The sequence below is a fragment of the Pseudoalteromonas sp. 19-MNA-CIBAN-0066 genome, assembly GCF_040308705.1.
Classification (GTDB): Bacteria; Pseudomonadota; Gammaproteobacteria; order Enterobacterales; family Alteromonadaceae; genus Pseudoalteromonas; species Pseudoalteromonas nigrifaciens.
Map to the genome: position 1 here is coordinate 62,170 of NZ_JBEONZ010000012.1, position 25,782 is coordinate 87,951.

Below are 25,782 nucleotides of genomic sequence, written 5' to 3' on the forward strand. Positions count from 1 at the left end.
CCATGGCTAAAGATTTTATATTACCCGATATTGGTGAAGGCATAGTTGAATGCGAAGTTGTTGAATGGCTTGTGGCAGAAGGTGACACTGTGGCTGAAGATCAGCCTATTTGTGATGTAATGACAGACAAGGCATTAGTGCAAATACCCGCTGTACATGATGGGGTAATTACCAAGCTTTATTATCAAAAAGGTGAAATTGCCAAGGTTCATGGGCCATTATTTGCTATGAATGTAAGTGGTGAAGCAGTTAGCGAAGAAGCTGATGCAGCACCTGAAAAAGCAGCTCAAACGGTTGTCAGTAATAATAGCAGCGAGCACTTAGAAGATTTTATTTTGCCAGATATAGGCGAAGGTATTGTTGAGTGTGAAATTGTTGACTGGTTAGTTGCCGAAGGTGAAGAAATAGTTGAGGATCAAGCGGTTTGTGATGTAATGACAGACAAAGCCTTGGTACAAATACCGGCAAAATATACTGGTGTTGTAAATAAGCTGTATTATCAAAAAGGTGAAATAGCCAAAGTGCACAGCCCGTTATTTCAAATGACGGTAGCAGGGCGCACAGCTAAAGCCGATGCAGATATAAATCAAGCAGTGGTAAAAGCACAAACTAATGCAGCAGATAAACCAGCGGCTATTAAAGCTGAGCAAACAACTAAAATTGTGAATAAAAAAGCAGTTGCATCGCCAGCGGTTCGTCGTAAAGCACGCGAGCTTGATGTTGATTTAACCTGTGTACCGGGCAGTGGTAAAAATGGCCGTATTTATAAACAAGACATAGAAGAGTTTGTAAAAGGCGAAGTTCCTAACACTATCGATACCTCACCATTGCACAGTGGCAATGAGCAAAGAACATCAGCTACACACTCAGGTGGTACACGTGTAGAGCCAATTAAAGGCATAAAAGCGGCAATGGCTAAACAAATGGTGGCGTCGGTTTCGACCATTCCACACTTTACCTTTAGTGATGAAGTAGACTTAACTAAGCTAATTGCGCTTCGCTCTAGTTTAAAAGAGCAGTATAAAGCGCAAGATATTAAACTAACCATGATGCCGTTTTTTGTTAAAGCATTATCGCTTGCAATGAAAGAGTACCCAGTACTTAACTCTAAAGTAAATGATGAGTGCAGCGAGCTTACCTATTATAACGATCATAATATTGGAATTGCAGTTGACTCAAAAATAGGTTTATTAGTGCCTAATATTAAGTCGTGTCAGAGCAAAAGTATTGTAGAAGTTGCAAACGATTTAACCCGTTTAACCGACTCAGCGCGAGAAGGTCGTGTTGCGCCAGATGATTTGAAAGGCGGTACTATTAGTATTTCAAATATTGGTGCAATTGGCGGCACTATTGCGACGCCTATTATTAATAAACCAGAGGTGGCTATTGTTGCTTTGGGTAAATTACAGCACTTACCGCGTTTTGATGAAAACGGCCAAGTGGTAAGCAAAGCTATAATGCAGGTGAGCTGGTCTGGCGATCATCGCGTGATTGATGGCGGCACTATTGCTCGTTTTAATAACCTTTGGAAATCGTACCTAGAAAACCCATCGGTAATGATGATGGCGATGAGCTAAACATACGCGCTTATTGTTATTAAAAAAACCAGCTTCGGCTGGTTTTTTGTTTACTGTATTTAAAAGTATTATTTACTCACCAAAAATATAAACCATAACCCACGGCTAAAGCCGGTATTGCAGTATAAAAAGTTGCTATGAGCGCGGCTTTTGGTGCCATTGCTATGGCAGGAAACAGCGCATCGCCATCGTTAGAAATAGCATTTGCAGTTAAAGCACTAAATGGAATAATACCTTGAATGTACAAAGTGGTAACAATTATTTGTGGCCCGCAACCGGGTAAAAAACCGATTAATACCGCTATAAGTGGTGCTAAATACGCATAGTGTAAAAACCATGCTTTTAAATCAAGTCCTGCCACATTTACTAATATTTCAAATAACATAAATGACACAACGACCCACGCAGTTACAAAGTGAGTGTCTTGTAATACCTTGGTAATATTAGAGGGAGGATTACGCTTACATGCATCGTCTTCTGCGGTGACTTCTTTATAGCTCTCTCCTTTAGACGAATACGCCCAAATACTGACAATAAACAGTGCCATTGCAGCGCCAAAAGAGCTAATAATGTTAGGTATATTAGTATCCCACTTGTTAAAATCAACATTAAACGCAATTAACAAAGCAATAATTAAGCTTGGAACAATAGCAACCATCCATACCGGCTTAGATATTTTAATAATAGCTGTTGGTAGCTGTATAACCTGTTGTTTATGCTGTTGTGGGAGTGGTCGCAAAAAGTCTTTTTTATGAATAGCATTTACTATCAACCCGCTTAAAGTTCCTACAACCAAGCCAATACCCATAATAATTACCCCTTCAGTAGGGCGAGTAGCAAGTAGTAAAAATGCCGCATCACCCATTGTTGCAGCTAAAACCGCGACAATAGCGCCAAAACTGGCTTGGCCTTTTGTAAATTGGGTAACAACAATAATTGCACCACCACAGCCTGGTAATGCACCTAGTATAGATGCAAAAGCAACTTCTAAAATAGGCGACTTAGCGCTTAAATAACTAAGCTCTAATTGTGGTAAACGTGCTATGGCATAGTAGTAAATTAGTAAGGTAGCTGCTACAAAAACACTGACCTGAAAAAATGCGTCACTGAGTGCAGTAATAGTAATAGCGCGTAAATTAGGTAGGGCTAAACACACTAATATAAAGAGTGGTAATAATAAGCGTTTGTTTTGACCCATAAAGCGTTTTGAATTGGCTGTTATAAATCCACTATGTGAGAGTAATTGCATAAAGTGTGGCCTAGTAAGTAACTAAGCTACACTTTACATTGCACTCAAATGATAATCAATATCATTTGAGTGCAATTATATCGATTACTCTATTTGAGTTTTTCGATTAGATAAGATTAAATTACTTACGTTGGAACTCAGAGTTAGTGTTCCACGTTGGCCATTGCTCTTGCTCAGAAATATTAAAACCTACTTTATAAAATAATTGTAGGTCTTGCACCGCGCCCGATAAATCCCATTCATCACGGTAGCGATCGCATGGTTGATGATAACAACCACGTAGTACTAAGCTCATACGCTTACGGTAGTTTGCAGTTTCTTCGTCAAAGGCTTGCGTGCCACCACCTGCGTACATGGCTGGAATGCCCATGTTTGCAAAAGCAAAGTGATCAGAGCGATAGTAACCACCCGAAGAAGGATTAGGATCGCCAGATATTGTTCTGTCTTGCTCAAGCGCAACCGTTGTTAATAAATCATCCATTTGTGATTTACCAATACCTACCACGCTAATATCTTTTACTTTGCCTAATAAATTTAAGCTGTCCATATTAATGTTAGCAACGGTTTTATTGGCAGCAATAACAGGGTTAGCTGCATAATATTTTGATCCTAATAAGCCTTGCTCTTCAGCGGTTACCGCTAAAAAGGTCATTGAACGGCTAGGGTGCTTAGGTAATTTAGTAAAGGCTTCAGCCACTTCAATTAAACCAGCCGTACCGGTAGCATTATCGTGCGCGCCATTAAAAATTTGATCCCCTTTGCGGTTTTTATCAGTGCCTAAGTGATCCCAATGTGCAGAATAAATAACATGTTCATCTGGTTTTTCACTGCCCGGTAAAGTGGCAATAAAGTTATACGAGATAGACTTTTTAATGGTGTTTTTTATCTTTATAGAGGCAGTCAAATCGCCCATATCAACGTGGTAAGCGCCTTTTGCAGCATTGGCTTTTAGTGTATCAAAATCAAGCCCTGCTTTATTAAACAGCTCTTTGGCTACGTCTGTTGTTACCCAGCCTTCAACGGCTACACGGTCCATATTGTTGTTTTCTTTTTGAAAACCAAACTGCTCACCACTCCACGAGTTTTCTACTACAGACCAAGGGTATGAAGCTGGTGCTGTTTCGTGAATAATAATTGCGCCCGCTGCACCTTGACGACTCGCTTCTTCGTATTTATAAGTCCAACGGCCATAATAGGTCATGGCATCGCCAGTGAATAAATCAGGGTTTTTAGTTGCAAAGCCCGGATCGTTTACCAGCATTACTACCGTTTTGCCTTTAACATCTAAGCCTTCGTAATCGTTCCAGTTATACTCTGGTGCATTAACGCCGTAACCAACAAATACGAGCTCAGAGTTTTCAATTGCTTGGTTTTCGCTAATGCGACTACTGCCCATTACCATGTCTGTTTTGTATTGGTAGTTTTTACCACCAATTTTTAATACCATGTCTGAGTCTGCTTCAAGCGAAACCAGCGGAACTTCTTGTAAAAAGCTATTGCCATTACCGGGCTTTAAACCCAAGGCTTTAAATTGCGCTGTTAGGTAATCAAGCGTTAGCTTTTCGCCTGGCGATGAAGGGGCACGGCCACCAAATTCATCCGATGCTAACACTTTTACATGCTTAGCAATTTCATCAGCTTGAATACTATTGTAGCCCTTAGTTACATCATCGGAGGTAATACTTGTTGTAGCGCAGCCCGCTAATACGGCAGCAGTGATAAGGGTAAGAGAGAAATAACGTTTCATATTGGCTCTATTTTTGTTTTAAGATAACCCAGTATATGAAGTTCTATTAATTAGAACCAGTTTTTGCGGTAAACTGTTACAAAATTTAAGGTATAAACTAGTAAGTACAAATAATAATGAAGCGTTTTACTCCCCCAGAAGAATTTCAGCCAAGCTGCTTACAAAGCGGCGCTTTTGAGCATTTGCGCACGTTGTTTAATATACATGAGCAAAAAAATTGGCCTCTGCCTAGCTGGTTTAGCCCACACTTAAACGCAATTAATGCCAATAACTTGGCTATTAGCTTTGTCGATGATGCAAAAATAGATTTTGCTGAGCGTTATTACGAGCAAGTTATTTTTGAAACAGGGCAGGTGCCTACGCGTACAGAAAATTGGCACGACTTATTTGGTGGCTTTATTTGGTGTTTATTTCCTAAAACCAAAGCGCTCATTAATCAACGCCACGTAGCAGATATTGCAGTACATGGCACAAAGCAGCGTACCAAACATCGCAATGCCCTAACCTTATTTGACGAATGCGGTGTTGTACTGGCTATTAGCAATACCCAATGGCAACAGTGGTTGCGCGATCATCAATGGAAAACAGCGTTTGTTGAGCATAGAGCGCAGTGGGGAAAAACCATCAAACCATTTATGTTTGGCCATGCAAATTACGAAATGCTAACTAAACCCTATATTGGTTTAACGGGTAAAGCGTTGTTTGTAACTGTACCCGATGAAATATTTTGTAAAGATTTAGTTACCCAATACCAGTACCTAGATCAAAGACTTTATGAGATGATAAAAACCGATCAGTGTTTAGCCGACAATAAACTCCTTTCACCTTTACCACTACTAGGTGTTCCGGGGTGGCATGAGGACAACACCGACGACACATTTTATAATAATACGGATTACTTTAGAGAAAAACGAAGGATACGAACATGATAGAAGTTATTGGCCTTAAAAAGAAATTTAAGCTAACTAAAGATCATAAAAAAAACAAAGTAGATGAAATAGACCCGCGCGAAGATAAAGATTATTTTCATTCAGTTAGAGATGTTAGCTTTCGTTGTGCAAAAGGCGAAGTACTTGGACTGCTAGGACCAAATGGCGCAGGTAAAACCACCACGTTAAGAATGATTTCTACTGCCTTAAAACCCGATGCCGGCAGTATTACCATTGCCGGTAACGACATAATAAAAAAGCCATTGCTGGGGCGTAAATCGATTGGGTTTCTATCGGGTTCAACCGGCTTATACGGGCGTTTAACCGTAAAAGAAAACATCGAATATTTTGCAAAACTCCATGGCATGAGCAAAAAAGATATTGCAACACGCTGCGAAGAGCTATTTACCTTGCTCGATATGCATAAATTTATAGATAAGCGTGCAGAAAACCTCTCAACCGGAATGAAACAAAAAGCCAATATTGCCCGCGCAGTAGTGCATTATCCTGCTGTAGTGGTTTTAGATGAGCCAACGACCGGGTTAGATATTATGACCACACAAACGGTAATTAACTTTATAAAAGGTTTAAAAGCGCAAGGCACACCGGTTGTTTTTTCAACGCACCACCTAGATGAAGTTGCTTTACTGTGCGACCGCGTAGCAGTGATTAACGAAGGCGTAAGCTGTTTTGATGGCACTGTAGAAGAGTTTAAACAAACAGGTAACAGTGAAGAACTTAACCAAGCGTTTATGAACATATTAACGGAGAAACGTGATGTTTGAAGTATTTAAAAAGGAATTAAGAGAGTTACTACGCGATAAAAAAACGCTCATATTTGTAGTGGCTGTGCCAGTTGCAGTGTTCCCACTTATTTTTGCCGTTGTTGCCTTTATTAGCGCACAAGCAGCTATGGATGCAGAGCAAAAAGTAAATACCTACGCTATTGTAAACGGCGACTATGCGCCAGAGTTTACCGACAAAGTGTTTTACCATAAAAGTTTTGAGCAGTATAAAGGCACTAAAACCTTTAATAGTGTTGCACAGCTTAAAGCCGCAGTGATTGCTGGCGATATTGATATGGGCATTTATTTACCAAGCAATGCACAGCAAACGTTAAATAATGCACAGCAAAGCAAATGGCAGGTAGTGTTTAACGACGCTAAGTCTATTAACTTTTTGTTTCAGCGGGTGAAAGAGCTAGCGCAAGAATACAGCGATGCGTTACAAGTACAAAAGCTGCTTAGTTTTGGCATTGACGAAGCAACGCAAAAAGCAATACTTGAACCAATTGAAGTTGTAAAAGTAGATACCGCCGACAAACGTGAAAACCTAGGTGAAAAAATAGGTGGGTTTTTACCGTACTTATTAGTACCTTTAGTATTAATGGGAGCAACTTATCCTGCCATTGACTTAGGAGCAGGCGAAAAAGAACGTGGCACCCTAGAGACATTATTGTTAACACCTATCACTCGTACACAACTTGTTTTAGGTAAATTTATTACCCTTTTAACTACTTCGATTGCCTCTACAACCATTACTGTGCTGAGTATGGGAGTGTGGATAGCCTTGGCGATTACTTTTGCGGATCTTGAATTTATTAAAGTTGCATTTAGTAGCTTAGCCGTTTCTGATTTATTAATGATTTTTGTATTACTGTTACCACTGGCGGCTATATTTTCTGCGCTAGCGTTAGCTATTTCAATTTACGCACGTACCTTTAAAGAAGCGCAAAACTACATGACACCGTTATCTCTGGGCGTTATTTTTCCGGTAATAATTGCCTTAATGCCAAATGTGGAACTCACTGTTAAAACAGCGTTTATTCCTGTCACTAATGTAGCGTTAGCAATAAAAGAAATAGTTAAAGGCACAGTAGATTACACGCTAATAGGGCTAATATTTTTAGCTACAGCTATTATTGCCGGTATTTTATTAGCTTTTTGCGTTAAATGGTTTAACCGCGAAGATGTGTTATTTAGATAGTTAATAGACAAAGCTTTAAGTTTTGAAGGCAGCACTCGCTGCCTTTTTCATTTATAAACAAATATAAATAGCGTTTAGTTTATTTCATTAAGAGCAATGGTAGTGGTAGAATACACTTCATAATTTGGCACTCTTTATTGCAAATAAAAGAGGTAAGTAATTAATTTTGAGGTTTATTGTTTCTCAATCTAGACTACTTATGTAAGTACTATAGTGTAGGTAATAGTAAATGTTAAAACGAAATTTTTTATCTAGAGTTGCAAAAAGTAATAAGCTAATACTTTTTGCCGTAATGATTTTTATGATCATTGCGTTGCCTTCAATGTATATATTTGAGCAAAAAGTAAGAAGTGAAATTTATCACACGGCGCAAATAGAGCTAAAACGTGAACTCGAAACTAAAACATTATCGTTAAAAAAACACTTTACCGACAGCGTTAACGCCATTCGATTTTTAGATGCAACCCCACCTATAAAAGCAATATCACGCGCTAGTGAAAATCAATTGTCAGATCCAGCATCTGCAACGCCTATGGCTATTTGGAAAAATCGCTTAGCGAGTATATTTTCTGGCTTTATGCGCACCGACGAAAGCATATTACAAGCGCGTTATATAATGCTAGCAGAAGGCGGGCAAGAAGTCGTAAGGGTTGATCGGACCGAGCAAGGCAAAATTACCATACTCGAAGGCGAGCAATTACAACAAAAAGGCCAACGAGATTACGTTATTAAAACCAGTATGCTTGATGAGCACACTGTTTATATTTCACCAATAAATTACAACCGTGAAAATGGTAAAATTCAGCAGCCTTATATCAGTACCTTTCGGGTAGCAAAACCTGTATTTGACAAAAACAAACAGGTTTCTGCGGTTTTAGTTACGAATTATTATGCAGAACAATTATTTAAAAGCCTCACTTTTGAGTCTCCGCAAGGCACTGCAATTTATTTAATGAATAACCAAGGTGAGTTTTTATATCATCCAAACCCAGAGCTGCGCTTTGGGTTTGAGTTTAATAAAAGCAGAACCTGGGAGCAAGAGTCTGTTGGCGCGCAAAATATGGCTGCAGACAAAACGCTGCCGTTAAATAACTACCCACAACAATACACACTGCAAAAGCGTATTTATTTTGGTAATGATATTGCCATGCTGCCACTCGAGCTTGCTGTGAGTGTAGATACGCAAACATTATTAGCAAAAGTGAGCGAGAGACGCCAAAGCTTTATTACTACATTAGCTGTATTTTTTGGTGTGTTTTTAGTTATGACCATGCTGTATCAGCGCTTTATAAACCGAAAGTTACTTATTCACTCGTTAAAAGAGCAAAATAACACAGTAATAGAAAACTCCTTAGATGCTATTTTTAGCATTTCAGAGTCGGGTAAAGTGGTGCAATTTAATAACACCGCTAAACAAGTGTTTGGCGATATACTAGAGAGTGATAACGTAAATTTTATTTCTTTATTTACTTTAAATAAAGAAGATGAGCAATGCATAAGAGAAACCATTAAAAATGGCTCTAAAATGCCCTTTGAAGCCATGCACACCGACAGTTCGGGCAATAAATACTACTACTCAATAACCCTCAGCAGTATTTATGATGTGTTTAATGAGCGTTATCAAGTTGCGGCTATTTTAAGAGACATAAGTTCGCTTAAAAATATTCAAGCTGAACTAGAGGGAGTTAATACCACTTTAGAGCTTAAAGTTTCGCAAAGAACCCGAGAGCTTGAACGCGCAATAGATGAAGCATTAGCAGCAAGCCAAGCTAAAAGTGACTTTGTAGCTAATATTTCTCACGAAATACGCACCCCTATGAACGGGGTATTAGGCATGCTAGAAATGCTTAAAGAAGATGGCTTATCAGAGCAACAGCATCATTATTTAAAACTTGCAAATAGCAGTGCTAATTCTTTAATGAATTTAATTAATGATATTTTAGATTTTTCAAAAATAGAAGCGGGTAAGCTCGATATTGATAATCACAGCTTTGATGTTGTTACTGTGTGCAGCGATATGATTAACTCATTAGCGCTACAAGGGCAACGCAAAGGACTTGAAGTATTTTTACACACCCACAATATTGTTGATCGTATGGTCGTAGGTGACAGCCATCGCCTTAAGCAAATTTTAATTAATTTGGTTAATAATGCTTTTAAGTTTACTCACAAAGGTGAAGTTAGCTTAACCATAGGCTCTAAATACATTACCGATACTAAATTACAGATGAGTTTTGCGGTTAAAGACACTGGAATTGGCATAGCAGCTGAAAATATAGATAAACTATTTGAAGTGTTTACCCAAGAAGATTCAAGCACCACACGCCATTTTGGCGGTACCGGCTTGGGTTTATCAATTTGTAAAAAGCTAGCGCAATTAATGGGTGGTAATATATCGCTAACAAGCGAAAAAGGGGTAGGGAGCACTTTTACTGCAACCGTTGAGCTGCATGTAGCACCCCAGAAAAAGCTAAATACCGGCATTGAGCTTGCTACCAGTATTGATGTTGCTGCATTAATTGCTCGCGATAATGTGTATAACAATGTGTGTGATTTATTACTGCAAACATGCAAAGTAGATAAAAGTAATATTGTTAGGTTAGATTACTTTAGTGAGCATGATGAGTTTGAAGCGGACTTATTAATTATTGACGACGACCATCCACAAGTTAATGCCCTGATTAGCTTTTGCAAACAGTACGATAAAAAATATGTACTAATTTTGCGTGATATGGTGATGAACAAACAATCGAAAAAAGTATTTCCTGATCATCTACATATTTTAAATAAACCGCTTACCCAAGATGAGTTTAGTTACAAATTAGCGAGTTTATTTGGTGCCAGTAGCGAGTTTGTTATTACCCCACCAAAGAGCTTAATTGAAGAGCCTGTAGATGCAGACTTATCAGCTTATCATGTACTTTTAGTTGACGATAATATGATCAACATAGAAGTGGCTAAAGCGATTTTAAAGCACACTAAAGTTAAAATCACCTGTGCATCTGACGGTCTTGAAGCTTTAGAGGCGTTAAAGAGCAATAAACAGCAACCTTTTAACGTTATTTTAATGGATTGCCAAATGCCTAATTTAAACGGCTACGATACCACCAGCGAAATTAGAAACGCCAAAGCCGGAATAGAATATATTCATGTGCCTATCATTGCGATGACAGCAAGTGCAATGGAAGGCGACAGAGAGCGTTGTTTAACGGCCGGTATGAACGACTACATTACTAAACCAATTAAGCCGCAAACGTTAAAAGACAAGCTTATTACGTGGTTGAGTTAACACTAAAGCGAAATAGGCGGCTTTTAATAAGTCACCTTTTTAGCTGAAGTGATTATATTTTAGATATAAAAAAACCGCTTTAAAGCGGTTTTTTTATTTATAGTTAAGTGTATTTTATGCTTAACCTTTAACAGCTGCTTTAATTGCATCGATTGCTGTATCAATATCAATCATTAGCTTTTCACCAGTGCGGCGGTTTTTAAGTTCAACTTTGTTTTCATCAAGGTTGCGCTCGCCAATAACTAATGTAAATGGTACGCCAATTAATTCCATGTCGTTAAACATAACGCCAGGGCGCTCTTTACGGTCATCAAATAACACATCAAGGCCAGCATCTTTTAAGCCTTGGTAAAGGTTGTTAGCAATATCTGGAATGCGATGCGACTTATGCATATTCATAGGCACAATAGCTAAATCAAACGGTGCAATTGGTTGTGGCCAAATAATACCGTATTGGTCGTTGTTTTGCTCGATTGCTGCAGCAACAATACGCGACACACCAATACCATAACAACCCATAGTCATTATTTGGTTTTTACCTGATTCGTTTAATACGCCAGCCTTCATTGCTTGTGAGTATTTAGTGCCAAGTTGGAAAATATGGCCAACTTCAATACCACGTTTAATTTGTAAAGTGCCTTGGCCACATGGGCTTGCATCGCCTTCTACAATATTACGTATATCAGCAACTTCATAATCAGTTACATCACGATCCCAGTTAATGCCGCTGTAATGCTCGTCGTCTTTATTAGCGCCGGCAACAAAGTCAGCTAGTATGTTAGCGCTTCTATCAACAATAATTGGCATAGACAGGCCAACCGGACCTAATGAGCCAGGTTTTGCACCAATAGCAGCAACAATGTCTGCCTCTGTTGCCATTTCAAGCGGAGAATCTACTAACGGGTGTTTTTCAGCTTTTAGTTCGTTAAGGTCGTGATCGCCGCGTAAAACTAGCGCAACTAAACCACGTACCCCGTTTTCATCAGGCGTAGCGTAAACGATTAATGTTTTAACACCGCGATGTGGTTTAACACCGTAGTGCTTTTTAAGCTCGTTAATTGTTTTAGCGTCAGGCGTTGGAAACGCTTTAAGCTCTTTTGTTGCAGCTGGGCGTGGCTCGCTTGGTGCAAGTGCTTCTGCTTTTTCAATATTTGCTGCGTAGTCGCTGCCATCACTAAATGCAATAGCGTCTTCACCAGATTCTGCAAGTACATGAAACTCATGCGATACGCTACCACCAATAGAACCCGTGTCGGCAATAACAGGGCGGTAGTCTAAGTTTAAACGCTCAAAAATATTACAATACGCTTTGTGCATTACTTGATACGTTGCATCTAAACACTCATCACTTAAGTGAAATGAATAGGCATCTTTCATTGTAAATTCGCGGGCGCGCATTACACCAAAACGCGGACGACGTTCGTCGCGCACTTTAGTTTGTATTTGGTATAAAGAAATTGGTAGCTGTTTATAGCTGCTAATTTCTTTACGAACAAAATCAGTGATCACTTCTTCGTGAGTTGGGCCAAGCGCAAAGGTACGATTATGACGATCGGTAAAACGCATAAGTTCAGGACCAAACTCATCCCAACGACCTGATTCTTCCCATAAATCTGCTGGTTGAATTACTGGCATCAGCATTTCAATCGCATTGGCTTTATTCATTTCTTCACGTACGATATTTTCTACTTTTCTAAGTACCCGTAACCCAGTGGGTAACCAAGTGTATAAACCCGAAGCGACACGACGGATCATACCGGCTCTAAGCATTAATTGATGCGATACAATTTCAGCATCCGAAGGCGTTTCTTTAAGTGTGGCGAGTATATATTGACTGGTACGCATGTTGTTTCCGAAATTAGAGTAATTATGTACATATTGTAAGGGCTTCAGTCTACCAGCGGTTGCATTTACACTAAAGCGCTAAGTGATAAATTATTTAGGTATTTTCTATACTAGTAACTAAATTATGCGACTCATTAACTTGCCAGCAAATATTATAGTTATACAAAGTCATACCGTAGCTTTGCTGTCCGTCTTTTTGCTTTTTATAAGCAGGGCGAGGATCTTGCTTTAGCACATTACTTATAAACGCCTGTAAATCTGGATATTGCGTTTGCTGCGCAATAAAATCTAGTACTTCAGGGGTAAATTCAACGCTCATGTGGGTTTCTGGGCGGGTGTCGGCAAACCCCGCACTGGCCTCTGGCATAGAGTCAGAATAGGGTAAGTAAGGCTTTATATCGATTATTGGTGTGCCATCGAGTAAATCTATTCCGGCGAGTAATAAGCTCAGTTGGCCATTTTTATACTCTATACCTTCTAGTTTTACCGCGCTCATACCAATGGCGTTAGGCCTAAAAGTGGCTCGCGTGGCAAACACGCCTTTGCGGGCATTACCACCTAAACGAGGCGGGCGCACCATAGCCGAATAGCCTTTGTCGGCTGTTTCATGAAAACGAAATAGCAGCCAAATATGGCTAAACTCATCAAGCCCGCGTACAAATTCTTCACGATTAAAGTCAGGCGCAAAAATAAGCTTTGCTTTAGCTTCTGGCACTAAACGAGGTTGCCTAGGTATAGCAAACTTTTGTTTATAAGGAGATTGAATGTGGCCAATAGCCGAAATGGTATAATCGCTCATAGTACTCGGGTGCAAATGAAATAGAGCGCTATTCTACCCATATTTAGCGTTTATGGCATTACTTGTAAGTGAGTTTATTACTTAACCTGAGCTCCGGATAATAAACCTATCTCAAGCAGCTACTTTCAGCGCTAACTGCGTTGAATTTACTTGCAATAGGCCAGCTATTGACGCGTAAATTCGCCTTATTTTCACTGAAAATCTCTGGCTAGAGAAAATAAAATTAAATATAACTATGATTTAATACGTTAGTAAATCTCTTAACCAGAGCTCAGGTTACTTATAGAAGCCTAGTCTAAAAGGTATTGATTAGACTAAGTGGTTTATATGCATGTGCGTTTAAACCACTCAAAACAAAAAAGGTAAGCCTAAGCTTACCTTTTACACACGTTTTAGGGTTTAATTAAAACATGTACTGCACTGATACAGACGCTACATCCATATCTGGGTCAATATCGTCATCAAGTTTATAGCGTTCATACTCTAAACGAAATTGAACGTTTGTTGTAAGTGCATATTCAATACCTGCACCGTAAAACGCATCACCACCATCTGTAGAAGCTGAAACAGAACCTACTGGTAAATCTTGTGTGTATTCTGCATCCCACTCAAGCCAACCGCCTTTTGCATACACAGAAAAACTCTCTGTAATAGGGTAGCCCAAGCGTGCGGCAAGCGATACGCCATCAATTTCAGCTTTGCTGTCCACATCACTTACTTCATCAAAGTTTTGATAAGCAAGCTCTAAGCTTAAATACTCGTTAAATTGTGCGCCAACGTAACCTTTTAGCATTTGTGCATCGTCGTCAAAGTCAGTGTCTTTGTCACTGTCTTCAAATTCAAAAGAATATTGACCGTAACCAACACCCGTGTAGATACGTGGAGAATCGAAATCAGCAATATCAGCCTTAGCTGCAGTATTAAAACCCAGTGTTACTAAAGCAAGTGTAGAAAGAGAAAGTGTTTTAATCATGAATTAGCTCCTTTAATAATAAAAATCAAATGCTTGAAAAAATAAGATGTAATTAAATCAAACGTCATCAAGGTAGGTGCAGTGAGCATGCCAATTATTAAAAACATAAAAAAACGGCCATAAAAACCTACTTTAGTATTGGTTTTTATGGCCGTTTGTATGATACGTGTACAGCAGTGAACTTTTATTAGTTGTTACTTTCTAAGCTCAATTGCATGTTTTACAAAAAGTGTGAGGTTTTTACAGGCACACTTTAGTTACTTATACCTTATGCAGTAAGTTTTCCGTCTCTATTGCAATTTCTTTCATTTTTATAGCGTAGTTTTCTAATTTTAAATCTTCTTCGGTAATCGCTTTAAAAGAAGGCACTGCTACTGGGTAACCGGTTTCATCCATAGCAATAAAGCTAATAACACAGTGGTTGGTTTCAACCATATTTTGTGTTTTGGGGTCGCCACAACGCACTTGAATAAATATTTGCATACTGGTTTTACCGGTATGCGCTATTTTAGCTTCCACTTCAACAATTTGGCCTACTAAAATAGGGCGTCTAAACTTCACCCCAGCAACAGATACGGTAACACAGTAATGGCCACTCCAGCCTGCAGCACATGCATAGCCAGCTTGGTCAATCCACTTCATGACGGCTCCACCATGCACTTTACCACCAAAATTTACATCAGTAGGCTCTGCTAAAAAACGAAAAACAACTTTTGACGACGGCATAACTAATTCTCTTTTATAAAAACTAGGGTAAGCATAGCGCAAAACAGGGGCACAAGCCCCTGCAAATTAGTGTAGGTTTATAATTTATATGTAAAAACCTACTTTTTATTAACAATAATAACTACATATTAGGATAATTTGGCCCGCCAGTCCCCTCCGGAGTTACCCAAGTAATATTTTGGCTCGGATCTTTAATATCGCAGGTTTTACAATGCACGCAGTTTTGCGAGTTAATCACAAACTCTTTAGTGCCAGCAATTTCTTGAATTTCATAAACCCCAGCAGGGCAATAGCGCTGCGCTGGCTCATCAAATTTAACTAAGTTTACAGCAATTGGAATACTCGGATCTTTTAATTGCAAATGACACGGCTGTGACTCTTCGTGGTTAGTATTTGATAAAAATACCGACGACAACTTATCAAAACTGAGTTTACCATCGGGTTTTGGATACACTATTTTATCGGCATCCGCCGCATCAACTAAAGTATCGTGATCTGGGGTGTTGTCTTTAAAGGTAAATGGCAAGCAACCATTAAAAATATTTTGATCTAGGGTGTTATATGCGCCACCAACAAACTTACCTAACTTGTGCATAACAGGGCCAAAGTTACGTGATTGCTGCAATTCTTTATAAGCCCAAGATTGCTCAAACGCGTCTTTAAACTCGCTTAAGTCGGTATTTGCTTGCTCATTTTCTAATGCTTTAAAAATAACTTCAGCTGCCACCATACCCGACTTCATTGCAGTATGATTACCTTTAATTTTTGCAAAGTTAAGCGTACCTGCATCGCAGCCTACCAATAACCCACCAGGAAAATGCATTTTTGGTAATGAGTGCAAGCCGCCTTTAGCAATAGCACGAGCACCATAAGCAACACGTTCGCCGCCTGCTAATACATTTTTAAACACAGGATGGTGTTTCATGCGCTGAAACTCATCAAACGGGCTTAAATGCGGGTTTGAGTAGTTGAGATCAACAATCAGTCCTACCACAACTTGGTTGTTTTCACAGTGGTACATAAATGCGCCGCCGTTAGTATCGCCTTGTAATGGCCAGCCTGTACCGTGTACTACTGTGCCTAATTGATGCTTACTTTCATCAATTTGCCAAATTTCTTTTAAGCCTAAGCCATAGTGCTGCGGTGATGACTCATCATCGAGGGCAAATTCATTAATGAGTTGTTTGCCCAAATGACCACGACAACCTTCGGCAAATACGGTGTATTTAGCGCGTAGCTCCATGCCAGGCATGTAACCATCTTTTTCGTTGCCGTCTTTATCAAGGCCCATATCGCCAGTAATAATGCCTTTTACTGTGTCGTCTTCAATAATAAGCGAATGCGCACTAAACCCAGGAAAAATCTCGACTCCCAGTGCTTCTGCTTGCTCAGCTAACCAGCGACAAACATTCCCCATAGAGACAATATAATTGCCATCATTATGAAAGGTTTTTGGTGTGGCAAAGTGCGGAATAGCGGTGGCTTTTTGTTCGTTGTTAAACCAGTAAATTTCATCCTTTGCTACTTTGGTGGTTACAGGGGCGTTGAGCTCTTGCCAATTTGGCAGTAATTCATCCAGCGCTTTGGTTTCAAACACGGCACCAGAGAGTATATGAGCACCCACTTCTGAACCTTTTTCAACGACACAGATCATGCATTCTTGTTGTTTATTTTGCGCTTGTTGTGCCAGTTTTATTGCACATGCAAGACCCGCTGGGCCTGCACCTACAACAACTACATCAAATTCCATGGTTTCCCGGGTGATCATAAATACCTCTTATTCGAATGGTTAACGTACCCTATATTTAACTACACGTTAATGAAATACATAACCCATTTGATAGATGCTAATAAAAAGTTATGGGTTGTGAATGTTTAAAGGTTATTTTAGGTTGATGTTTACGTCAATAGACAGTAGTCTGATTTCATAAAATAAATAGGTTGACGTGCACGTCAGCTTGTAGGTTTAAATAACGATGGAGTCCATATGAAAGTTCTCGTACCAATAAAAAGAGTTATAGATTACAACGTAAAAGCGCGAGTTAAGTCAGACAAAACAGACGTTGATTTGACCAACGTAAAAATGGCGATGAACCCATTTTGCGAAATTGCAATTGAAGAAGCTATTCGCTTAAAAGAAGCGGGTACAGCAAGCGAAGTTATTGCCGTAACAATTGGGCCAAAAGCCTCGCAAGAACAGTTACGTACGGCATTAGCCCTAGGCGCCGACAAAGCCATTCACATCGAAACCGATGAAAAGTTAGAGTCGCTGCACATTGCTAAATTACTTGCAAAAATTGTAGAACAAGAAGCACCAGAATTAGTTATTTTAGGTAAGCAATCAATTGATTCAGACAATAACCAAACCGGCCAAATGCTAGCTGCATTGACCAAACGTGGCCAAGGTACGTTTGCTTCAAAAGTTGAAGTGGTTGATGGAAAAGTTAATGTTACCCGTGAAGTTGATGGCGGCTTACAAACAGTAGCGCTTAATTTACCGGCTATTGTAACTACCGATTTACGTTTAAACGAGCCACGTTATGCGTCGCTGCCAAATATAATGAAAGCAAAACGTAAACCGCTTGAGGTTATTGCAGCCGATACTTTGGGTGTTGATTTAACGGCCCGTGTGCAATTAATTAGCGTTGAAGAGCCAGCTAAACGTACTGCCGGTATTATAGTTGAGGACGTGGCGCAACTTGTAGAAAAATTAAAAACAGAGGCGAAGGTAATCTAAATGAAAACACTTGTAATAGCAGAACACGATAACGGTGTATTAAAACCAGAAACCTCAAAAACAATTAACGCAGCAGCAAAACTTGGTTTTCCTATTGATGTGCTTATTGCGGGCGAAAACCTAGGTGTATTAAGCGAAGAAGTTGCGCTTATTAATGGCGTAGCCAGTGTACTGGTAGCAGATAACGCAGTATATGCACACCAATTAGCTGAAAGTATGGCAGATTTAGTGCTATCGCTTGCTGATTCTTATAGCCACATAGTGGTAAGTGCTACCACTACAGGTAAAAACTTTATGCCGCGCGTTGCAGCCTTGCTTGATGTTGCACAAATTTCAGAAATTGTTGACGTTGTTGACGCAGAAACATTTAAGCGTCCTATTTATGCGGGCAACGCAATTGCCACGGTTAAGTCACTCGATAGCAAAAAAGTTATCACTGTACGTGCTAGTAGCTTCGACTTACAAACAGAGCAAGCAAGCGCGCCAATAACGGCAGTTAATACGGTATCCGATTCTGCGCTAAGCAGCTTTGTAAGCGATGAGCAAACTAAATCAGAGCGCCCAGAATTAACCGCAGCTACTGTGGTTATCTCAGGTGGTCGTGGTATGCAAAATGGCGAAAACTTTAGTTTATTACACGGAATAGCCGACAAGTTAGGCGCTGCTATTGGTGCTTCGCGCGCAGCAGTTGATGCAGGCTTTGTACCAAATGACATGCAAGTAGGGCAAACAGGTAAAATTGTAGCGCCAAACTTGTACATTGCAGTGGGTATTAGTGGTGCAATTCAGCATCTAGCCGGTATGAAAGACTCAAAAGTAATTGTCGCAATTAATAAAGACCCAGACGCACCTATTTTTCAGGTTGCAGACTACGGTTTAGTTGCCGATCTGTTTGATGTTTTACCACAGCTAGAGCAAGCTCTATAAGTTAATAACTAAAAATTATATTTGTATTTATAGTTATAGTGATAAATTAAAAGCCGCAGTATCATTTTATGATGCTGCGGCTTTTGATTGTGCCTAATAAACCTAAGGTACTTATTCACTTAACCTGACTGGCCTATTGCAAGAAAATTCAACGCAGTTAGCGCTGAAAAATAGCTGCTTGAGATAAGTTTATTATCCGGAGCTCAGGTTACTTAGGCATAAAAAAACCAGCCATCGGCTGGTTTTTACTATGGTACACAGTAAGCGTTAACGTATTAGTACGTTGCGCTGCCTTTAGTACGAGGGAAGGCGATAACGTCACGTACGTTGCCCATACCAGTAACATAAGCAACTAAACGCTCAAAACCTAAGCCAAAGCCTGAGTGCGGCACAGTACCGTATTTACGTAAATCGCGGTACCAGCTGTAGTCGTCTTTGTTTAAGCCCATTTCGTCTAAACGAGCATCGAGAATATCTAGGCGCTCTTCACGTTGTGAGCCACCAATGATCTCACCAATACCTGGCGCTACTATGTCCATTGCGGCAACGGTTTTACCGTCTTCGTTTTGGCGCATGTAAAACGCTTTAATATCGCGTGGGTAGTTTTTAATAACAACCGGTGCTTTAAAGTGTTCTTCTGCTAAGTAACGCTCGTGTTCAGACTGTAAATCTACGCCCCATTCAACAGCGTACTCAAACTTTTTACCACAGGCTTTTAATATTTCTACCGCTTCGGTGTAATCAACTTGTGCAAAGTCTTTTTCTACAAATTCTTCAAGGCGAGTAATGGCTGTTTTTTCTACACGTTGTGCAAAAAATTCCATGTCATCGCGGCGCTCTTCTAGTACGGCTTTAAACACATACTTCAACATCTGCTCTGCTAGTTTTGCAATATCTTCTAAATCAGCAAATGCTAATTCAGGTTCTACCATCCAAAACTCGGCAAGGTGGCGCGAAGTATTTGAGTTTTCTGCGCGGAAGGTTGGGCCAAACGTATAAATTTTTGACATTGCCGACGCGTAAGTTTCACCATTTAACTGGCCAGATACAGTAAGAAATGCTTCTTTACCAAAAAAATCTTCGCTGTAATCTACTTCGCCTTTATCGGTAAGCGGTAAGTTTTGCATATCAAGCGTTGATACGCGGAACATTTCACCTGCGCCTTCACAGTCACTTGCTGTGATAATAGGGGTGCTTATCCATAAAAAACCTTGCTCATGGTAAAAGCGATGAATAGCTTGAGCTAAACAGTTACGTACACGGGTTACGGCACCAATCATGTTAGTACGAGGGCGAAGGTGAGCGTGCTCACGTAAGTACTCAATACTATGACGCTTTGCAGCCATAGGGTACGAATCTGGGTTTTCTACCCAACCTAATACAGTAACCGAGTTAGCTTGAATCTCATAAGACTGACCTTGGCCAGCAGATTGCACTAAAACACCGGTAACCGACACAGAACAACCGGCTGTTAGGCTAGTGACTTCATCATAATTATTAAGTGAATTAGGAACTACCGCTTGAATAGGATCAAAACACGAACCGTCATGAACGGCTAAAAATGAAATTCCTGCTTTTGAATCGCGGCGAGTACGGATCCAGCCTTTTACTGTAACTTGGCTGTCTACCGATACCTTGCCTTTTAATAGCTCTGAAATCGCTAAATGGCTCATCTTCACTCCAATGATATAAGTTGCCTAACTATATAATTTAACTACGCACCACACGCTGGCAAAATTGCTCTTAAACGGCGCTGCACTTGAACCCTGTATCTTACCTAGTAAAGTAAGATAAAAAAACTATTGTGGGCAACTCTTTAAAAATTTTTATAAATGCGCTTTATTTTTATACAGTTTTAAGGCCTAAATGTGAGTATTGTTATTTGTTGCTCTTATGTTTACCCATTTTGTGGCATTATGAACATTCAGATATTTTTATATTAATCGTTTTACCATTACATACTAAAAAATGGATGCTATGAAACAAGTTTTTATTTTACGAGGACTACCAGGAAGCGGTAAGTCTTATTATGCGCAAAATCTTGCTGACGAACTCGCCGGTGCAGACGAAAGCCAATATGTTATTTGCTCAACCGATGATTATTTTATTAATGATCTAGGTGAATACCAATTTGATAAGTTTAAATTGCCGCAATACCATAATTTAAATTTAGCGCGCTTTATTAACGCTTTAGCACAAAATATTCCGTTGGTGATTGTAGATAACACCAATATTAAAAAGTGGGAATTTATCGCGTACACACAAGCAGCAGTCGCTTTGGGCTATCAAGTAAAAGAAGTGATTGTGGGCGAAGTAAAAGACAAATCTATGCAGCATTTATATGCCAAGCGTAACAGCCATAACATTCCACTTAAAACTATTAGTAAAATGGCCTATATGTTTGAATGGTAATTTATACAGATTAAAAAAGCCCATGTTAATGGGCTTTTTAGTGTTGCATACTTTATTATTGCGCGAGTTGTTTATAAACCGCTAACGGATGCAAGGTACTTAAAGATACATGTACAGCATCGCCAGGGCTTACCACTATTTCATGGCTAACACGGCTGGTTACTACAGTTCCGCAGGCAAGCTTTATAGCACATAAGCGGCTGCCACCTTCAAAGCGTACCCAAATAACTTCGCCATTATTCCCCACACTACTTTGCACTAGTAATACGTCATCGGGGCGCAGCAGCACATCTACATCGCCACTATCGCAATCAACACCGTGGGCAGGGGCATTACCAATACTTGTGGTTGCTTGGCCTTGGCTAAACTGGCCGCTTATAAAGCTGGCTTCCCCTAAAAAACGTGCCACAAATCGATTGTTAGGCGTACTAAAACAGCGCTCTGGTGTATCAATTTGCTGAATTTTACCGCCTTGCAGTACACCCACACGATCGCCAACCGACAGTGCTTCTTCTTGGTCGTGCGTTACCCAAATTGCAGGTACGCCCGCCGCTTTAAGGGCGTTTCGAATATCCCAGCGCAGCATGTCTTTAAGTGCGGCATCTAAGTTAGAAAGCGGCTCATCTAATAATACAAAGTCGGGCTGGTGGGCAAGGGTGCGCGCAAGTGCAACGCGTTGTTTTTGCCCGCCTGAAAGCGTTGCCGGTTTTTTATTTCTAAACTCATCAAGGCCAAGTAACTTTATCCAATGTTCGCCTGGGCTGGTGTCTTTTAACCTAAAATAAATATTTTGCTGCACGGTTAAGTGCGGAAATAAAGCAAAGTCTTGAAATACCATACCTACACTGCGTTTTTCTGGAGGCATAGTAATTTTAGGGGTTGCCCGCCATTTACCACTGTTTATTTCGCCTTCGCTTATAGGTATAAGGCCGGCTAGTGCCTGCAAAATAGTACTTTTACCACAGCCAGTAGGGCCTACAAGCATAAGAATTTCGTTATTACCTAATGATAGGTTTAAATCGCTTACTACACGGTTACTGCCATAATCTATAGACAACTGACTTACAGATAGCATTTGTTATTAAATCCTTAATGTTCGAGCTGGTTGCGTTTTTCGCCAGTGAGCATAATAGCTAACGCGCACGCAGAAATCACCACTAATAATAACCCTGGAATAGCAGCACGGCCAAAATAGCCGGCTTCGTATACACGCCACAAATAAGTAGAAAGGGTTTCAAATCCAGTAGGGCCAAGCAATAATGTGGCCTCTAGCTCGCGCATCGACTCTAGAAACACTAATGCTGCACCGGCAATAATACCGCGCATAGTTAAGGGCAGAGTTATACGCATAAATGCTTCGCGTGGGCTGGCGCCAAGTACTCGGGCCGATTTTACCAAGCTTGGATCTAAGTGCTCGGTGCTGGTACGAACTGAGCCTACAGCAAGGGGTAAAAAGCGCAGCGTATAAGCAATAATAAGCAACCCTAATGTTTGATACAAAAAGGGCAGTTGCAAGCCGCCATAAACAAGCGCTGTGCCCATTACTATGCCCGGAATACCAAAGCCAAAGTAAGTTACGCGCTCCATTACTTTACCTGCTTTACCGCTAAGAGCCGCATGAGCAACCGGAATGGCCACAATTACAGCTACTACAGCAGCAATTGCTGAGGCATATGTTGAGTTCCAAGCAATACTAAAATCAAAGCCGCTAAAACCATCCCGTGCCAGCCACAACGAAAATATAGCTAAAGGTAAGCCAATGGCTAATAACAAAATAGGCGCAAAAGTTATAAACATAGCGCTTAACTGCCACTTTTTAGGGAATAAAATAAGTGGTCTGCCTTGGCGTTCAGTGGCGGTTTTTATTTGTGATTCAATCATTAATAAAAAGCCAACAATAACCATTAATTGCAACGAGAGCATAGCCGCACGGCCCAAAGCAAAGGCGTTGTATTCCACATAAATAACTCGGGTAAAGGTATCTAAGCGCATCATTGCCGGTGTACCAAAGTCAGATAAAGTATAAAGTGCAACAAGCAAAGATCCCGCGGCAATACCATTAACTACGCGGGGTAATATTACTTTAAATACACTTTGTGTCATCGACATACCCAGTGTACGTGCAGCGTTTACCATACTGGCATCAAGGCTGAGTAAGGACGAGCGGGTGGTCATCATTACAAACGGAAATGTGTACAAGGTCATTACTATGGCTGCGCCGCTAAGGCCGTCCATTGAGGGCGTTGGAATGCCAAGCAGGTTATTTATTTCCCCCCCAGGGCCAAAAGCTGCATAAAGTGTAAACGCCCCTATATAACTAGGTATAGCTAAGGGAGCTGCAAATATAACCAGCCATAATTTTTTAAATGGCAAATGTACATAAGCGCTAATAAACGCCAGTGGCACGCCAATTAAAATAGAACCCAATACAGTTAACGCCATTAACGATAAGGTATTAGCTAAAATGTCGAGGTTATGGCTGTCAAATACTGAGCTTGTGTCGCTGGCAAGGGTAATTAACACATAAATAGGGGTAAGCGTAATGAGCGCTGCAAGCAGCGCCATTGGGTAGGATGCTGGTAGTCGCATTACAGTACGCCGCTACTGCGCATTAAATCGATAGTGGGGCGTAAATCGGCGAGCTGAGTTAAATCAATTTTAGGCGGCGAAATACTCGATAAAGACGGTATGCCCTGTGGCACACTAATGCCATTAACAAGTGGGATTTCGTAAGCTTCACTGGCTAAATAGCTTTGCACTTCGGTGCTTAGTAAATAACGCATAAAATTAGTTGCTAACGGATCGTCACTTAAAGCTAACACCCCTGAGGCATTGACCAAACAGCCCGCATCGTTTTGGGTAAAAGCTAAATCTAACTTAGCATCGGGCTTACCCGACTTTAACCTAAGTGTGTAATAGTGATTTGCAAAACCAATATCAACTTCACCGCGCTCAACGCCCATAACTACACCTAATTCACCGGCATAGGTTTTAGAGCGCTTTTTAATTTTTTTAAGCCACTTAGCGGTTTTGTTATCACCTTCTAAAATTCGCATTGCAGTTACAAACGACTGGAACGATGCATAAGCAGGGGCCCAACCAATACTTAAATCGCTGTCGGCAATTTCCATAATGCTGGTGGGAATTTGCTCTTTAGTTAAACGCGACGTGTTGTATGGCAAGGTACGAATACGGCCGGTTACCGGCGTCCATTCTTTATATCTAAATTGCGGTTGTAACTGAGCCGATAAATCACTTGGTATTGGCTGTGCAAGGCCAGCATCGGTAACTAAACCAATTGCGCCTGAGTCAACCGCCCAAAATAAGTCAGCACGGCGAACGCCTGCTTTTGCTTCAGCTACTATGGTATTTGCTAATGCAGCAGTTGGGCCTCGGCGTATACCGAGTTTAAGGTTTGGATTTTTCTTCTCGATAGCTTGTAATACGTTTTCGTATAAGCCACCTTCACCACGCCCTAAATAAAGCGTAAGCTCACCCTCTAGTTTAGGTAAGCTATCTACAGACACAGGGTTTGCTATATTGGCCGCTAGTGCGCGAGCAAGAGGCAGTGGTAATGCACCCACAGCCCCAAGCGCAACCAGGCCTTGTATAAAGGTCCTACGCTTCACTTAAAATACATCCTTACGTGTTTTTTCGGCTTTTTCGATCAGCGTTTTAGCGCGATCTAATTTTGTTTGCATGTCGCTTATTACATTACGTACTTCGTCTACGCTTTTGTTGCTAGAAATAGCAAGTGGCAGTGTTACGTTAAAGTCTTTCTCTAACACTTCAACTAAGTTAGCGTCTTGCGCTATTAGTGTGCCTTCTACGCCTTCAAATAAGTGTAGGTAAGTGTCGTGTACAATTTCGGTGGCTTCGTCGTTTAAACGCTCAGCAAATTTTGCAACAACACGATCGAGTCGGTGCTTAATTTCGTCGATAGTGGCACTTTGGGTCATTTCTTTGGTTGCAGTTGTTGTTACATTTGCTAATAAACCCTGTTGCTGAAATTTTGCCGCTAATTTAACAGCGCCAAGGCCTTGCCATAGGGCATTGTTCATGGCTTGTTGTTGTTTACGAACTTCAGTTGCAGGCTGTTTGTTTTCGATAGCCATTTTTACACCGTAAATACCTTGCCAAATAGAAGCGTAAACAGGTACAAAATTGGTTTCTATGGCGCTGTGAAATTTAACCGATTCCCAATATTCAATAAGGTCATCTGTTTTTACCGCTTTAGCACCTTTAGTATCGTAGTCGCTTACCATAGTATCGACTTTGCCAACCATCCACTCTACTTCTTCGGCGTAACTTTTAAGATTAGCCTGAAGGTGATTAACATGCTCGCCAATAGGGCCATTAGCAAGTACCGGTTGCGTTATAAAAGCAGAGGCTAATAACAGGCTTACGCCTAACGCTTTAGCTGGTTTAAATAATAAGTTCATAAAAGAGTCCGAAAAGGTAACTGTAAATGATAGGTATTATCATATAGGTAAAGGTCACTGAGATCAATACTCTAAAGGTGAGTTAAGGGGCTGTTTGTTTATTAGGGCAAAGTGTGTACAACTTTTAACCCTAAAACTTTAATT

The 25,782-nt window shown here is 40.4% G+C and carries 20 protein-coding genes; 8 read left to right on the plus strand and 12 right to left on the minus strand.

The genetic code is table 11. The features are described from left to right. Positions 1–2 precede the first annotated feature (2 nt). Positions 3–1,577 (plus strand): dihydrolipoyllysine-residue acetyltransferase, encoded by a 1,575-nt coding sequence (locus tag AAEZ18_RS09270; protein WP_350594574.1) that lies wholly within the window; start codon positions 3–5, stop codon positions 1,575–1,577. Positions 1,578–1,653: 76 nt separating this feature from the next. On the opposite strand, the gene AAEZ18_RS09275 is transcribed toward AAEZ18_RS09270, so the two are convergent. Further along, positions 1,654–2,826 carry a putative manganese transporter gene (locus tag AAEZ18_RS09275; RefSeq protein ID WP_350594577.1) on the minus strand — a complete coding sequence of 391 codons (1,173 nt, stop codon included), beginning with the start codon at positions 2,824–2,826 and terminating at the stop codon, positions 1,654–1,656. Between the two features lie 121 nt (positions 2,827–2,947). Further along, positions 2,948–4,573, minus strand: coding sequence for a M28 family metallopeptidase (locus AAEZ18_RS09280; protein WP_350594579.1), 1,626 nt, complete (start codon positions 4,571–4,573; stop codon positions 2,948–2,950). Between the two features lie 116 nt (positions 4,574–4,689). On the opposite strand from AAEZ18_RS09280, the gene AAEZ18_RS09285 reads away from it, so the two are divergent. The 4 genes from AAEZ18_RS09285 (at position 4,690) to AAEZ18_RS09300 (ending at position 10,777) form a co-directional block, all read left to right on the plus strand. Further along, positions 4,690–5,502: a DUF3025 domain-containing protein gene (locus AAEZ18_RS09285; protein ID WP_011328305.1), complete on the plus strand. Its 813-nt coding sequence runs from the start codon at positions 4,690–4,692 to the stop codon at positions 5,500–5,502. Further along, positions 5,499–6,287, plus strand: a complete 789-nt coding sequence (locus AAEZ18_RS09290; protein WP_011328304.1) for an ABC transporter ATP-binding protein — start codon at positions 5,499–5,501, stop codon at positions 6,285–6,287. Before AAEZ18_RS09285 ends, AAEZ18_RS09290 begins: the two co-directional genes overlap by 4 nt. Next, positions 6,280–7,488, plus strand: coding sequence for an ABC transporter permease (locus tag AAEZ18_RS09295; RefSeq protein WP_011328303.1), 1,209 nt, complete (start codon positions 6,280–6,282; stop codon positions 7,486–7,488). The genes AAEZ18_RS09290 and AAEZ18_RS09295 overlap by 8 nt, the downstream gene beginning before the upstream one ends. Positions 7,489–7,717: 229 nt before the next feature. Next, entirely contained in the window at positions 7,718–10,777 is a 3,060-nt protein-coding gene (locus AAEZ18_RS09300; protein WP_350594581.1) for an ATP-binding protein, read from the plus strand. A 120-nt stretch (positions 10,778–10,897) separates the two neighbouring features. On the opposite strand, the gene AAEZ18_RS09305 is transcribed toward AAEZ18_RS09300, so the two are convergent. The 5 genes from AAEZ18_RS09305 to AAEZ18_RS09325 all read right to left on the minus strand — a co-directional run bounded on the left by AAEZ18_RS09305 (position 10,898) and on the right by AAEZ18_RS09325 (position 16,888). Next, positions 10,898–12,622 carry a proline--tRNA ligase gene (locus AAEZ18_RS09305; protein WP_089368340.1) on the minus strand — a complete coding sequence of 575 codons (1,725 nt, stop codon included), beginning with the start codon at positions 12,620–12,622 and terminating at the stop codon, positions 10,898–10,900. 94 nt (positions 12,623–12,716) lie between these two features. Further along, positions 12,717–13,421, minus strand: a complete 705-nt coding sequence (gene tsaA / locus AAEZ18_RS09310; RefSeq protein WP_041454438.1) for a tRNA (N6-threonylcarbamoyladenosine(37)-N6)-methyltransferase TrmO — start codon at positions 13,419–13,421, stop codon at positions 12,717–12,719. A gap of 403 nt (positions 13,422–13,824) precedes the next feature. Then, on the minus strand, positions 13,825–14,394 hold the full coding sequence (locus tag AAEZ18_RS09315) for an outer membrane beta-barrel protein (protein ID WP_011328299.1): 570 nt from the start codon (positions 14,392–14,394) through the stop codon (positions 13,825–13,827). Positions 14,395–14,655: 261 nt separating this feature from the next. Continuing rightward, on the minus strand, positions 14,656–15,120 hold the full coding sequence (locus tag AAEZ18_RS09320; protein WP_011328298.1) for an acyl-CoA thioesterase: 465 nt from the start codon (positions 15,118–15,120) through the stop codon (positions 14,656–14,658). Between the two features lie 121 nt (positions 15,121–15,241). Continuing rightward, a complete protein-coding gene (locus AAEZ18_RS09325) occupies positions 15,242–16,888 on the minus strand; it encodes an electron transfer flavoprotein-ubiquinone oxidoreductase (protein WP_182676647.1) in 1,647 nt (548 codons plus the stop codon). Positions 16,889–17,107: 219 nt separating this feature from the next. On the opposite strand from AAEZ18_RS09325, the gene AAEZ18_RS09330 reads away from it, so the two are divergent. Both AAEZ18_RS09330 and AAEZ18_RS09335 read left to right on the plus strand, forming a co-directional pair. After that, positions 17,108–17,857 (plus strand): electron transfer flavoprotein subunit beta/FixA family protein, encoded by a 750-nt coding sequence (locus AAEZ18_RS09330; protein ID WP_011328296.1) that lies wholly within the window; start codon positions 17,108–17,110, stop codon positions 17,855–17,857. Beyond that, on the plus strand, positions 17,858–18,784 hold the full coding sequence (locus AAEZ18_RS09335; RefSeq protein WP_339683149.1) for an electron transfer flavoprotein subunit alpha/FixB family protein: 927 nt from the start codon (positions 17,858–17,860) through the stop codon (positions 18,782–18,784). It begins immediately after the preceding gene. 275 nt (positions 18,785–19,059) lie between these two features. Here the strand turns inward: AAEZ18_RS09335 and asnS are convergent, their stop codons facing one another. Further along, positions 19,060–20,457 carry an asparagine--tRNA ligase gene (gene asnS, locus AAEZ18_RS09340; protein WP_011328294.1) on the minus strand — a complete coding sequence of 466 codons (1,398 nt, stop codon included), beginning with the start codon at positions 20,455–20,457 and terminating at the stop codon, positions 19,060–19,062. Between the two features lie 304 nt (positions 20,458–20,761). On the opposite strand from asnS, the gene AAEZ18_RS09345 reads away from it, so the two are divergent. Continuing rightward, positions 20,762–21,196: an ATP-binding protein gene (locus AAEZ18_RS09345; protein WP_058373461.1), complete on the plus strand. Its 435-nt coding sequence runs from the start codon at positions 20,762–20,764 to the stop codon at positions 21,194–21,196. 55 nt (positions 21,197–21,251) lie between these two features. Here the strand turns inward: AAEZ18_RS09345 and AAEZ18_RS09350 are convergent, their stop codons facing one another. From AAEZ18_RS09350 to AAEZ18_RS09365, 4 genes are read right to left on the minus strand one after another with little or no spacing between them, the layout of a single operon-like run. After that, positions 21,252–22,271, minus strand: a complete 1,020-nt coding sequence (locus AAEZ18_RS09350; RefSeq protein WP_339683153.1) for an ABC transporter ATP-binding protein — start codon at positions 22,269–22,271, stop codon at positions 21,252–21,254. Positions 22,272–22,285: 14 nt separating this feature from the next. Continuing rightward, a complete protein-coding gene (locus tag AAEZ18_RS09355; protein ID WP_011328291.1) occupies positions 22,286–23,785 on the minus strand; it encodes an ABC transporter permease in 1,500 nt (499 codons plus the stop codon). Next, positions 23,785–24,825, minus strand: coding sequence for an extracellular solute-binding protein (locus AAEZ18_RS09360; protein WP_339683158.1), 1,041 nt, complete (start codon positions 24,823–24,825; stop codon positions 23,785–23,787). Before AAEZ18_RS09360 ends, AAEZ18_RS09355 begins: the two co-directional genes overlap by 1 nt. Continuing rightward, positions 24,826–25,638 carry a hypothetical protein gene (locus AAEZ18_RS09365; RefSeq protein ID WP_182683482.1) on the minus strand — a complete coding sequence of 271 codons (813 nt, stop codon included), beginning with the start codon at positions 25,636–25,638 and terminating at the stop codon, positions 24,826–24,828. Between the last annotated feature and the right edge of the window lie 144 nt (positions 25,639–25,782).

Bases quoted from the DNA above. Each gene is read 5' to 3' on its own strand.
- AAEZ18_RS09270 (WP_350594574.1), top strand. From the start codon at position 3: ATGGCTAAAGATTTTATATTACCCGATATTGGTGAAGGCATAGTTGAA.
- AAEZ18_RS09275 (WP_350594577.1), bottom strand. From the start codon at position 2,826: ATGCAATTACTCTCACATAGTGGATTTATAACAGCCAATTCAAAACGC.
- AAEZ18_RS09280 (WP_350594579.1), bottom strand. From the start codon at position 4,573: ATGAAACGTTATTTCTCTCTTACCCTTATCACTGCTGCCGTATTAGCG.
- AAEZ18_RS09285 (WP_011328305.1), top strand. From the start codon at position 4,690: ATGAAGCGTTTTACTCCCCCAGAAGAATTTCAGCCAAGCTGCTTACAA.
- AAEZ18_RS09290 (WP_011328304.1), top strand. From the start codon at position 5,499: ATGATAGAAGTTATTGGCCTTAAAAAGAAATTTAAGCTAACTAAAGAT.
- AAEZ18_RS09295 (WP_011328303.1), top strand. From the start codon at position 6,280: ATGTTTGAAGTATTTAAAAAGGAATTAAGAGAGTTACTACGCGATAAA.
- AAEZ18_RS09300 (WP_350594581.1), top strand. From the start codon at position 7,718: ATGTTAAAACGAAATTTTTTATCTAGAGTTGCAAAAAGTAATAAGCTA.
- AAEZ18_RS09305 (WP_089368340.1), bottom strand. From the start codon at position 12,622: ATGCGTACCAGTCAATATATACTCGCCACACTTAAAGAAACGCCTTCG.
- tsaA (WP_041454438.1), bottom strand. From the start codon at position 13,421: ATGAGCGATTATACCATTTCGGCTATTGGCCACATTCAATCTCCTTAT.
- AAEZ18_RS09315 (WP_011328299.1), bottom strand. From the start codon at position 14,394: ATGATTAAAACACTTTCTCTTTCTACACTTGCTTTAGTAACACTGGGT.
- AAEZ18_RS09320 (WP_011328298.1), bottom strand. From the start codon at position 15,120: ATGCCGTCGTCAAAAGTTGTTTTTCGTTTTTTAGCAGAGCCTACTGAT.
- AAEZ18_RS09325 (WP_182676647.1), bottom strand. From the start codon at position 16,888: ATGATCACCCGGGAAACCATGGAATTTGATGTAGTTGTTGTAGGTGCA.
- AAEZ18_RS09330 (WP_011328296.1), top strand. From the start codon at position 17,108: ATGAAAGTTCTCGTACCAATAAAAAGAGTTATAGATTACAACGTAAAA.
- AAEZ18_RS09335 (WP_339683149.1), top strand. From the start codon at position 17,858: ATGAAAACACTTGTAATAGCAGAACACGATAACGGTGTATTAAAACCA.
- asnS (WP_011328294.1), bottom strand. From the start codon at position 20,457: ATGAGCCATTTAGCGATTTCAGAGCTATTAAAAGGCAAGGTATCGGTA.
- AAEZ18_RS09345 (WP_058373461.1), top strand. From the start codon at position 20,762: ATGAAACAAGTTTTTATTTTACGAGGACTACCAGGAAGCGGTAAGTCT.
- AAEZ18_RS09350 (WP_339683153.1), bottom strand. From the start codon at position 22,271: ATGCTATCTGTAAGTCAGTTGTCTATAGATTATGGCAGTAACCGTGTA.
- AAEZ18_RS09355 (WP_011328291.1), bottom strand. From the start codon at position 23,785: ATGCGACTACCAGCATCCTACCCAATGGCGCTGCTTGCAGCGCTCATT.
- AAEZ18_RS09365 (WP_182683482.1), bottom strand. From the start codon at position 25,638: ATGAACTTATTATTTAAACCAGCTAAAGCGTTAGGCGTAAGCCTGTTA.